We start from the raw sequence: 11746 nt of genomic DNA, 5'->3' as shown, positions 1-11746 counted from the left end.
TTGAGCTTTGCCAAGAGCGGGCTCATCCATATTGAGTGACCAGAACGACGATCGTACCGGCCGCGATGGCCAGTCCGTATGGCATCGACCCGGCACTTTGCGGGAGCGTCATGTCGGCTAATTTCGTGCCCGGTACGATGAGTCCGGACAGCAGGTGACCGATGTTGACGAGGGCCAGTCGCAGGCGACTGCGCAGCAGTATCAGCAAGAGCGCCATCACGCCCCCTGCACACCATGTAAAAACGGCGATCTGGAATGCTTCGGCCGGACCGGTGAAGAAGCCGATCACGGCCATCATCTTGACGTCGCCGGCCGCCATTCCTCGTACCAGGTAGAACGGCAGGAAGATGACGAGGCCCAGCAGCATGCCGCCGACGGCGGACAGCAGGGCCGCGCCCGGTTCGGGGGACAGCAGGTGGAGGAACAGCGCACCGCTCATGCCGGCGAACAGAAGACGGTTCGGGATACGCCGCGTGGCCAGGTCGTTGACGGCGGCAATACTGACCATGAGCAGCAGCAGCGCATCGCGGTATTGGTCGATTTGCATGACGGCTCCCAAAAAAAAGCCCCCCGGGCTCGGGGACCCGGAGGGCTACCACGGCATGACGATTACGGGGTAACCAGCTTGCCTGCGACGTAGGTGAATACTCCTTCCACTTTCTCACCGACGGTTGTTGCCGCGGCAGCCATCGCCACGCCGATCAGGGCGGCGATCAAGCCATACTCGATGGCCGTCACACCGTTTTCGTCGGCAGCGAAGGTTTTGACTGCGGAGATGAAGTTGCTCATGACAAACTCCCATATGGTGGGTTAATAAGAACTGCTACCGGCCGGCGACGCTGGTCAAGTCACCACTTCCAGCTGACTTGCTGCGTTCCGTGCCAGTGAGTTCACTATAAGTTTTGATGCCGTACGGCAAGTTGAGCACCAACAACTTTGCCTCACGGAACTATTATTTGTTCGAAAGAATCAACATCCCCCCAATCTGGGGGAGCACGTTGTAGTTTGGCTTTGAGAAAATTCACTCAGGCTAAAAAAATTGCATTTGCATAATTGCTTAGAATGCAAAAACGCTATATCCTGTTTCGCTTGCTCTTTGTGAAACGCCTGATACCTGCGAACGCGACGGCGGCTGTGCCCAGCCTGCAGGTCGGTTGATTACATTGCTGAGAACGACATGGATTCGCTTCTGAAACACATGGTGGACATGACCGGCCACCGCGATCACGCGATGCTCGATATTTCCGTGATCTCGGCAGTGCAGGAGCTGGCGGGTGCCGCGCAGACGCGCATATTGGCCATCACGACCGTGTCGGGACAGCAATACCTGCGCGCGCGTGCGAGCATCGTGAGAGGTGGCGCGGCGCGCCTGGAAGAATCGCAGGACGGCATGCTGGGCGATCCTGTGACCGCTCTCCCCGAACTCAAGCGTTGCCTGGCCGAGCACCAGTCCAGTGCGGAAGCTTTGACGGCCGACGGTATGCGCGTGCTGTGGCTGCCGATCTGGTTCGGCGACAAGGCCACGACCTGCCTCGAAATCCGCGACGACAAGGCGTTTTCGCGCGAGACTGTATATGTGATCGGCGGCATCGTCGGCGTCTACCGGAATTTCCAGAACCTGCTCGACTACAGCGAGCGCGATTCGCTCACCGGCCTGCTCAACCGCAAGACGTTCGACGACCAGCTGGCGCGCATGTTGCAGAATGCCCACGAACGGGATCCGCGCCTGCCGGGCCTGCCGGAACGGCGCCAGCACCATGCCCAGGAAAAGCAGTGGCTCGCCGTCGTCGACGTCGACCATTTCAAGGCCGTCAACGACAAGTTCGGCCACCTGTACGGCGACGAAGTGCTGATCCTGATCGCGAACCTGCTGCACTCGTCGTTCCGCGCCCAGGACCGCGTGTTCCGCTTCGGCGGCGAGGAATTCGTCGTGCTGTTGCGCTCGACCACGCTGGACAATGCCTGGAAGATCATCGAGCGCTTCCGCATCAACGTCGAGAGCCATGTCTTCCCGCAGGTGGGACGGGTGACGGTCAGCGTCGGCTTCGTCAGCATCAGCGCGTACGATTCGCCCGTCGTCACGCTGGGCCACGCCGACCAGGCGCTGTACTACGCAAAAAGCAATGGGCGCAACCGCGCCTGCCATTACGACGACCTCGTCGCGCACGGCCTGCTGCAGACCGTCGCCTCCAACGACACCGCCGAATTCTTCTGAGGCTCAGGCCACCTGCAGGAAACGCAGCGGGTCGACCTGCCATTTGTCGGGCGATTCGTGGCGCACGATCTTGTCGGCGCCGCCGAAGCCCATGCCACGCGCCAGGTCCACCGTCTCCGGCTTGATATAGGTCTGGCTCTTCGTGCTGTAGAACACGTTGACCTTGGGCGTGAGCAGACTCGTTTCGTGCGGCTCGACGACCACAGCCAGCCGGCCCGATTCCAGCAGGACGAGCGTCCCGATCGGATAGATGCCGACGCAACGCATGAATTCCTGCGTCAGGGCCGGATTGAAATGGAATTTGCTCCACTCGTACATCTTGCGCAGCGCCTCGGCCGCCGGGATGCCCTTGTGGTAGCAGCGGTCGGCCGTGATGGCATCGTAGACGTCGACGATCGCGGCCATCTGCGCCAGCTCGCTGATCTCCTGTTCGCCCTGGCGGTCCGGATAACCCGTGCCGTCGCGCCGCTCGTGGTGGTGCAAGGTGATGTCGAGCGGGATCGGGCCGATCTCGGAGGAGCGGCGCAGGATGTCGTAGCCGTCCCTGGGGTGGCGGCGCACGATCTCGAATTCCTCGTCGGTCAGGCGGCCCGGCTTGTTCAGGATGGCGTCCGGCACCAGGGCCTTGCCCGTATCGTGCAGCAGGCCGCCGATGCCGGCCTGGTACGTGGTCGCGGCATCCAGCTTGCGCGAACGGCAGAAGGCGACCAGCAGGGTGCAGACGCTGACCGAGTGCAGGAACGTGTAATCGTCCTTGGTCTTGATGGCGGACAGCCCCAGCAACGCAGATGAATTGCGCAGGATCGAGGCAGTGATGTTCTCGACCACCGGCGACACCTTGTCCATTTCCACCGCCTTGCCCAGGCGCGCATCCTGCATCACGGTCTTGACGAGGCCGGCGGCCTGGCGCCGGACCGCCAGGGCACGGTCGAATTCCTCGGCCAGCGTCGTGCGCAGCGGCGCCACCGGTTTGGCGGCGATCGCGGCAACCTCGGCCTCCGTTGCGGCTTCCGCTTCCGCTACCGTCGGAGCATCGGCCACGTCCAGGCCGCGCGTGCAATCGATCGTCACGGAACGGATGCCCGACGCCATGATCTTGCGGATCTCATCCTCGGTCGTGATGCTGAAGCGGTTGCGGAGGAAAGGATGCTCCATCCAGCCGCAATCGAGGTCATGGATGAACATCCCTACCCGCAACCGGGAAGAAGCGACTTTCTTGAGCATGGGCGTCCAGAAGGTGTGTGTTAATCTCGCCGCGACCGGCGTCGTTCAAGTATAACAACTTGATGACAAGAAACTTTTTAATAATAAACTTTTGGTTGCTTTTTGTAGCCACAAAGATACAAGTATTTACAAGATGGAACTCCGTCAGCTGCGCTATTTCGTTGCCATCGTGGACCACGGGTCGCTGTCGCGGGCCGCACTGGTCCTGCACGTGGCGCAGCCGGCGCTGACCCAGCAATTGCGCCAACTGGAAGAGGAACTGGGCGTGCAACTGCTGCATCGCTCGGCCCAGGGCGTACTCAACACCGACGCCGGCAAGGTGTTTTACGAGCACGCGCAAGCGATCCTCAAACAGGTGGCGGATGCGCAGGCCGCCGTCGTGCAATCGGCCGAACGGCCATCGGGCAGCGTCACGCTCGGCCTGCCGCACAGTATTTCGGACGCCCTCGCGCTGCCGCTGTTGACGGCCATCCGCCAGCGCTACCCGGAAATCACGCTGCAGCTGACTGAGGAAATCACCGGCAGCCTCGCCGAGCAGCTGCGCGCCGGCCGCATCAACCTGGCCGTGCTGTTCGACGACGGCCAGCTCGGCAGCTTTGCCGCCACTCCACTCGTCGAGGAAGAACTGCGCTTCATCTGCCGCGCCGACGCGCCCGCCGCGGACGGCCATGACAGCCTGACCCTGCGCGATGCGTTGGACACCACCCTGATCCTGCCGGGCCTGCAGCATGGCGTGCGGCCGCGCATCGAAAGCACGGCGCGCGCCGCAGGCCTGGCCACACACGGCGTCATCGAAATCAACTCGATCGCGATCCTGAAATCGGCCATCCTCGCCGGCATGGGCGCCACCATCCTGCCCGTGGCGCCGGTGCAGGCGGAGGTCGAGCGCGGCGCCATGCGGGCGCTGGCTATCCACGATCCGGCCATCGCGCGCACCGTCGTCCTGTGCACCTCGCGCAATATCCCGCTCACGAATGCGGCGGCGGCCGTCAGCCGTCTCGTGGTCCAGGTGGCGCACGATCTGTGCGCCGCGGGCCACTGGATCGGCGCACGGAAAGTGTAGTCCCGGGCCATCATTTTTTCTTATGGCTCCATCCCCAATCCGTATTTCCGTATACGTCAACTTGTCTCTACACTTGGTGTAACAGCCGCCAAAGCGGCACCGGGACCCATTCCGGCCAGCGCCTACCCGGCGCGCCTCCGGCACGGGTCCATCTGAAAACACAAAGTTTGGAGACACCATGCCTGACACCGTCCTGGGCCAGGGCGCATCCGCGTCCATCCCTGCCGCGCCCGCCGTTCCCGCTCCCCTCAAAGACGTCAGCCTCGACGACAAGTACACCGCCACCTCCGGCAAGATCTTCCTGTCCGGCATCCAGGCCCTCGTGCGCCTGCCGATGATCCAGAAACTGCGCGACGAGCAGGCCGGCCTGAACACCGCGGGCTTCGTCTCCGGCTACCGCGGCTCGCCACTGGGCGGCCTGGACGAGAACCTGTGGAAGGCCAAGGATCACCTGGAAGCGAAAGCTATCCAGTTCGTGCCGGGCGTGAACGAGGACCTGGCCGCGACAGCCGTCTGGGGCACGCAGACCGTGGACCTGATCGGTCCGGCGAAGTACGACGGCGTGTTCGCGATGTGGTACGCGAAAGGTCCGGGCGTGGACCGCTGCGGCGACGTCTTCAAGCACATGAACCATGCCGGCACGGCAAAGAACGGCGGCGTGCTGCTCGTCGCGGGCGACGACCACGGCGCGTATTCGTCGACCCTGCCGCACCAGTCCGACCATATTTTCGCCGCCTGCATGATCCCCGTGCTGTATCCGTCCAACGTGCAGGAATACCTGGACCTGGGCGTGCACGGCTGGGCGATGTCGCGCTTTTCCGGCCTGGCTGTCGCGTTCAAGGCGTTGGCCGACACGGTGGAATCGAGCGCCTCGGTCGACGCCGATCCGTTCCGCGTCGACGTGAAAATCCCGCACGACTTCGCGATGCCGGAAGGCGGCCTGAATACGACACTCTCGTCCATCCCGCTGGGCCAGCAGGCGCGCAATCAGGAAGCCCTGATGCAGGACTACAAGATCTATGCGGCCCTCGCCTATGCGCGTGAAAACAAGCTGAATCGCACGACGATCGACAGCCCGGATGCGAAGCTCGGCATCATCGCGTCGGGTAAATCGTACGTGGACGTGCTGGAAGCGCTGGAAGAACTGGGCGTCGACGAAGCGATGGCGGCACAAGTCGGCCTGCGCCTGTTCAAGGTCGCGATGATCTGGCCACTGGAGCCGGAAGGGGTGCGCGAATTCGCGCAAGGCCTGGACGAGATCCTCGTCGTGGAAGAAAAGCGCCAGGTCGTCGAATACCAGCTCAAGGAACAGCTCTATAACTGGCGCGACGACGTGCGCCCGCGCGTGATCGGCAAGTTCGACGAAAAGGGAGAATGGGTCGCGCCGCGCGGCGAATGGCTGCTGCCGCCGAAGGCCGATTTCTCCGTCGCCCAGGTTGCGCGCGTGATCGCCGGCCGCATCACGCGCCTGAACCTCGACGACCGCACGCGCGACCTGATCAAGGCGAGACTGGCGTTCCTGGAAGCGAAGGATGCGGTGCTGATGAAGGCCGTGACGACGCCGTTCCGTCCCGCGTTCTACTGCTCCGGCTGCCCGCACAACACGTCGACGAAGGTGCCGGAAGGGTCGTTCGCGCTGGCCGGCATCGGCTGCCACGTGATGGCCACGTCGATCTACCCGGAGATGAACAAGCTGACGACGCACATGGGCGGCGAAGGCGCGCCGTGGATCGGCCAGGCCGCGTTCTCCAAGGTGCCGCACGTGTTCCAGAACCTGGGCGACGGCACCTATTTCCACTCGGGGTATCTCGCCGTGCGCGCCGCCATCGCCGCCAAGGTCAACATCACTTATAAAATCCTGTACAACGACGCCGTCGCGATGACGGGCGGTCAGCCGGTCGACGGCATCACGTCCGTGCCGCTGATCGCGCGCCAGATGGCGGCCGAAGGCGTCAGACGCATCGCGCTCGTCACCGAAGACCTGTCGCGTTATGAAGACCGTTCCGCCTTGCCGGCGGAAGTGACGCTGTATGACCGCAGCAGGATGGACGACGTGCAGCGCGAACTGCGCGAGATCCCGGGCGTCACTGTGCTGATCTACGACCAGACCTGCGCGGCCGAGAAGCGCCGGCGCCGCAAGAAGGGAGAATTCCCGGACGTGGCGAAACGCATGGTGATCAATGAAGCGGTGTGCGAAGGCTGCGGCGATTGCGGCGTCCAGTCGAACTGCGTATCGATCCTGCCGAAGGAAACGGAATTCGGCCGCAAGCGCGCCATCGACCAGTCGGCGTGCAACAAGGATTATTCGTGCGCCAAGGGCTTCTGCCCGAGCTTCGCCACCGTCGAAGGGGGCACGCCGAAGAAGAACAAGGCCGGCGCCAGCAAGAAGGATGGCGATGATGGCTGGGGTCCGCTGCCGGCGCCTGTCCTGCCCTCGATCGCGGCACCGTACAACATCCTGATCAACGGCATCGGCGGCACCGGCGTCATCACCGTCGGTGCGCTGATGGGCATGGCGGCCCACCTCGAAGGCAAGGGCGCGTCCGTGCTGGACATGACGGGCATGAGCCAGAAGAACGGCTCCGTCACGTCGCACGTGAAGATCGCCGAGACGCCCGAGCGCCTGCGCGCGCAGCGCATCGCCACCGGCGAGGCCGACCTCGTGCTGGGCTGCGACATGCTGACGGCCGGCGCCGCCGACGCCATCTCGAAGATGCGTCCGGGCCGCACGATGGTCGTCGTCAACCTGCACGAGCAGCCGACCGGCACCTTCGCCCAGCAGAGAGACTGGGAGTTCCCGGCAGAGCAAGTCCGCTCGCTGATCGTGGAAGCGGTCGGCGGCGAGGCCGGCGCCGATTTCCTCGATGCGACGAAACTGGCAACCGCGCTGATGGGCGACTCGATCGCCGCCAACCTGTTCATGCTGGGCTATGCGTGGCAGAAGGGTCTCGTGCCGCTGTCGGAAGCCTCGCTGCTGCGCGCCATCGAACTGAACGGCGTGGCCGTCGCATCGAACCAGCGCAGCTTCCTGTGGGGCCGCCGCGCCGCCGTCGACCTGAAGCGCGTGGAACGCACCGCGATCCCGGCGCAGCCGGTCCTGATCCAGATGCCGCAGAGCCTCGACAGCGTGATCAAGAAGCGCGTCGAGTTCCTGACCGGTTACCAGGACGCGGCCTACGCGGCGCAGTACGAAACGCTGGTCGCGCGCGTGCGCGAACGCGAGGCGGCGCTCGGGCTGGGCAACAAGCTGTCGATGGCCGTGGCGAAGTCGTATGCAAAGCTGATGGCCTACAAGGACGAGTACGAAGTGGCGCGCCTGTACACGGATGGCCGCTTCGTGGAGCAACTGCAAAGCCAGTTCGACGGCAAGTTCAGCGTGAAATTCAACCTGGCCCCGCCGCTGTTCGCGAAGAAGGATGCCAAGGGCCACCTCGTGAAAGCCGAATTCGGCTCGTGGATGTGGAGTGCGTTCAAGCTGCTGGCCAAGCTGAAAGGCCTGCGCGGCACGGCGTTCGACGTGTTCGGCTACACGGCCGAGCGCAGGATGGAGCGCGCCCTCGTCACCGAATACCGTGACATGATCGGGGCACTGCTGCCGTCGCTGGATGCATCGAATCACGCCGTCGCCGTCGAGCTGGCGGGGCTGCCGGAGCAGATCCGCGGCTTCGGGCACGTCAAGGAACAGGCCGTGGCCGAGTACCGCGTGCGCAAGCAGGAGCTGCTCTCGGGCAGCATCAAGAAACGCGCTGCTTGATCCAACCGACCGTCATTCCCGCGCAAGCGGGAATCCATGCGGCGATTGCATTGACGCTGCTTCAGAATGGGTTCCCGCTTTCGCGGGGACGACGTTCGCAATCTTGACGTTTACGTTAACGTCATATACCGTACAAAGAACCCACAGTTCGCTTCCGTTTTCCAGGGAACACCATGAACGACATCACGCCTGCCGCCAAGCTCAACCTGCCGGAGCACGCCAAGCTGTCCAACAAAGTCCGCTTCGTCACCGCCGCCTCGCTGTTCGACGGCCACGACGCCTCGATCAACATCATGCGCCGCATCCTGCAGACGAACGGCGCCGAAGTCGTGCACCTGGGCCATAACCGCTCGGTCGACGAAGTCGTCACCGCAGCGCTGGCCGAGGACGTGCAAGGCATCGCCATCTCCAGCTACCAGGGCGGCCACGTCGAGTACTTCAAGTACATGATCGACCTGCTGCGCCAGCGCGGCGGCGCTCACATCAAGGTGTTCGGCGGCGGCGGCGGCGTCATCGTCCCGCACGAGATCGAGGAGCTGCATGCCTATGGCGTCACGCGCATCTTTTCGCCGGAAGACGGCCAGCGGATGGGCCTCGTCGGCATGATCCGCGCGATGCTGGAAGCGTGCGACGTCGACCTGTCGCGGTATGCGCCGACCACGCTGGAATCGCTGCAGACTGGTTCGATCGAGCAGCGCCATCGCCCGCTCGCGCAACTGATCACGGCACTGGAAAACGGCAAGGCGTCCAGCGACCTGCGCAAGCGCATCATGGACACGGCCGAAGGCCTGCAAGTGCCCGTGCTGGGCATCACGGGCACGGGCGGCGCCGGCAAATCGTCGCTGACGGATGAACTCATCCGCCGCATCCGCCTCGACCAGGGCGACCGCCTGAACATCGCCGTGATTTCCATCGACCCGTCGCGCCGCAAGTCCGGCGGCGCCTTGCTCGGCGACCGCATCCGCATGAATGCGATCAACCCGTGGAACGGGCAGGCACGCGTGTTCATGCGCTCGCTCGCGACGCGCGAAGCGGGTTCGGAAATCTCGCAGGCGCTCCCTAGCGTGATCGCCGCGTGCAAGGTCGCGGGCTTCGATCTCGTCATCGTCGAGACGTCGGGCATCGGCCAGGGCGACGCCGCCATCGTGCCGCACGTCGACGTGTCGATGTACGTGATGACGCCGGAATTCGGCGCCGCGTCGCAGCTCGAGAAGATCGACATGCTGGACTTCGCCGACTTCATCGCCATCAACAAGTTCGACCGCAAGGGCGCCCAGGACGCGTTGCGCGACGTGGCGAAGCAAGTCCAGCGCAACAAGGAATTGTGGAGCACGTCGCCGGACGAGATGCCCGTCTACGGCACGCAGGCGTCGCGCTTCAACGATGACGGCGTCACCGCGCTGTACCTCGGCCTGCTGCCGGCGCTGGCGGACCTCGGCCTGAAGATCGACACACCGAAGCTGCCGCAACCGGCCACCAGATACTCGAGCGGGAAGAACGTGATCGTGCCGCCCGCGCGCTCGCGCTACCTGGCCGAGATCGCGGACACCGTCCGTGGCTACCACCGCAACGTGGGCAAGCAGGTGAAACTCGCGCGGGAGCGCCAGCAGCTCACGGAGACGCAGCGCATGCTGGCGGCCGCGAACCGTGAAGTGGTCCTCGACGACCTGATCACGGAGCGCGACAACGCGATGGAAGGCGAGGCGAAGAAGCTGCTCGCGTCCTGGCCGCAGTTGCGCGAGACCTACGCTGGCGACGAGCACGTCGTGAAAATCCGCGACAAGGAAATCCGCACGAACCTCACCTACACGACGCTGTCCGGCAACAAGGTGCGCAAGGTCGCCCTGCCCCGCTTCGAAGACCACGGCGAGATCCTGCGCTTCCTGATGCTGGAAAACGTGCCGGGCGCCTTCCCGTACACGGCCGGCGTGTTCCCCTTCAAACGCGAGGGCGAGGATCCGACGCGCATGTTCGCCGGCGAAGGCGACGCGTTCCGCACGAACCGGCGCTTCAAACTGGTCTCGCAGGGCATGGACGCGAAGCGCCTGTCGACGGCGTTCGACTCCGTCACCCTGTACGGCGCCGACCCGGCATTGCGGCCGGACATCTACGGCAAGGTCGGCAACTCCGGCGTGTCGATCGCGACGCTGGACGACATGAAGGTGCTGTACGACGGGTTCGACCTGTGCAGCCCGGACACGTCGGTCTCGATGACGATCAACGGCCCCGCCCCGACCATCCTCGCGATGTTCATGAACACCGCGATCGACCAGCAGCTGGACAAGTTCGAGCGCGAGAATGGGCGCAAGCCCGCGGCCGATGAAATGGCAAAGATCCGCGCGTGGGTGCTCGCGAACGTGCGCGGCACCGTGCAGGCGGACATCCTGAAGGAAGACCAGGGCCAGAACACCTGCATCTTCTCGACGGAATTCTCGCTGAAGGTCATGGGCGACATCCAGGAATACTTCGTCCAGAGCCAGGTGCGCAATTTCTACTCGGTGTCGATCTCGGGCTACCACATCGCGGAAGCGGGCGCGAACCCGATCTCGCAGCTGGCCTTCACCCTGTCGAACGGCTTCACCTTTGTCGAAGCCTACCTCGCGCGCGGCATGCACATCGACGACTTCGCGCCGAACCTGTCATTCTTCTTCTCGAACGGCATGGACCCGGAATACACGGTGCTGGGCCGCGTGGCACGCCGCATCTGGGCCGTCGCGATGCGCGACAAGTACGGCGCGAACGACCGCTCGCAAAAGCTGAAGTACCACATCCAGACGTCGGGCCGCTCGCTGCACGCGCAGGAGATCGACTTCAACGATATCCGGACGACCTTGCAGGCGCTGATCGCGATCTACGACAACTGCAACTCGCTGCACACGAACGCATACGACGAGGCGATCACGACGCCGACCGACGAATCCGTCCGCCGCGCGCTCGCGATCCAGCTGATCATCAACCGCGAATGGGGCCTGGCCAAGAACGAGAACCCGAACCAGGGCTCGTTCATCCTCGAGGAATTGACGGACCTCGTCGAGGAAGCCGTGTTGCAGGAATTCGAGCGCATCGCCGAGCGCGGGGGCGTGCTCGGGGCGATGGAGACGGGCTACCAGCGCGGCAAGATCCAGGAAGAGTCGATGCTGTACGAGCACCGCAAGCACGACGGCAGCCTGCCTATCATCGGCGTCAACACCTTCCGCAATCCGAAGGCGGCACAGGCCCCGGCAACGATCGAGCTGGCCCGCTCCACGGACGACGAAAAGCAGTCGCAGCTCACGCGCCTGGACGACTTCCACCGCCGTCATGCGGACGAGGCACCGGCCGCGCTGGCCGCGCTGCAACAGGCCGCCATCGACAACGAGAACGTGTTTGCCCGCCTGATGGACGCCGTACGCGTCTGCTCGTTGGGCCAGATCACCACGGCGTTGTTCGAGGTGGGCGGGCAGTATCGCCGTAACATGTAAGCCTGGAGCTGCGCGGTAAAATTAGGAGC

The 11746-nt window shown here is 64.0% G+C and carries 7 protein-coding genes; 4 read left to right on the top strand and 3 right to left on the bottom strand.

Annotated features, from left to right (window positions below):
* Positions 1 to 22 precede the first annotated feature (22 nt).
* Together ASD28_RS23680 and ASD28_RS23675 are read right to left on the bottom strand one after the other, a co-directional pair.
* The gene (locus ASD28_RS23680; RefSeq protein WP_056134273.1) at positions 23 to 547 is read right to left on the bottom strand and encodes a prepilin peptidase; all 525 of its coding nucleotides are present in this window, start codon (positions 545 to 547) and stop codon (positions 23 to 25) included.
* Positions 548 to 609: 62 nt separating this feature from the next.
* Positions 610 to 789 carry a Flp family type IVb pilin gene (locus ASD28_RS23675; RefSeq protein ID WP_056134270.1) on the bottom strand — a complete coding sequence of 60 codons (180 nt, stop codon included), beginning with the start codon at positions 787 to 789 and terminating at the stop codon, positions 610 to 612.
* Positions 790 to 1177: 388 nt separating this feature from the next.
* Between ASD28_RS23675 and ASD28_RS23670 the strand changes: the two genes are divergently transcribed.
* Complete coding sequence (locus tag ASD28_RS23670) at positions 1178 to 2215, top strand: GGDEF domain-containing protein (protein WP_056134268.1); 1038 nt, start codon at positions 1178 to 1180, stop codon at positions 2213 to 2215.
* Between the two features lie 3 nt (positions 2216 to 2218).
* Here the strand turns inward: ASD28_RS23670 and ASD28_RS23665 are convergent, their stop codons facing one another.
* Entirely contained in the window at positions 2219 to 3439 is a 1221-nt protein-coding gene (locus ASD28_RS23665) for an HD-GYP domain-containing protein (RefSeq protein ID WP_056134265.1), read from the bottom strand.
* 133 nt (positions 3440 to 3572) lie between these two features.
* On the opposite strand from ASD28_RS23665, the gene ASD28_RS23660 reads away from it, so the two are divergent.
* The 3 genes from ASD28_RS23660 (at position 3573) to icmF (ending at position 11717) form a co-directional block, all read left to right on the top strand.
* On the top strand, positions 3573 to 4502 hold the full coding sequence (locus ASD28_RS23660) for a LysR substrate-binding domain-containing protein (RefSeq protein WP_056134263.1): 930 nt from the start codon (positions 3573 to 3575) through the stop codon (positions 4500 to 4502).
* Between the two features lie 178 nt (positions 4503 to 4680).
* Positions 4681 to 8256: an indolepyruvate ferredoxin oxidoreductase family protein gene (locus ASD28_RS23655; RefSeq protein WP_056134260.1), complete on the top strand. Its 3576-nt coding sequence runs from the start codon at positions 4681 to 4683 to the stop codon at positions 8254 to 8256.
* Positions 8257 to 8429: 173 nt separating this feature from the next.
* Entirely contained in the window at positions 8430 to 11717 is a 3288-nt protein-coding gene (gene icmF, locus ASD28_RS23650) for a fused isobutyryl-CoA mutase/GTPase IcmF (RefSeq protein ID WP_056134257.1), read from the top strand.
* Positions 11718 to 11746: the final 29 nt, after the last annotated feature.

Source organism: Massilia sp. Root133 (genome assembly GCF_001426525.1).
In the GTDB taxonomy this organism is placed as follows: domain Bacteria; phylum Pseudomonadota; class Gammaproteobacteria; order Burkholderiales; family Burkholderiaceae_D; genus Telluria; species Telluria orientalis.
The sequence above is the reverse complement of the archived record's forward strand: the minus strand, read 5'-3'. Positions and strand labels throughout refer to the sequence as shown.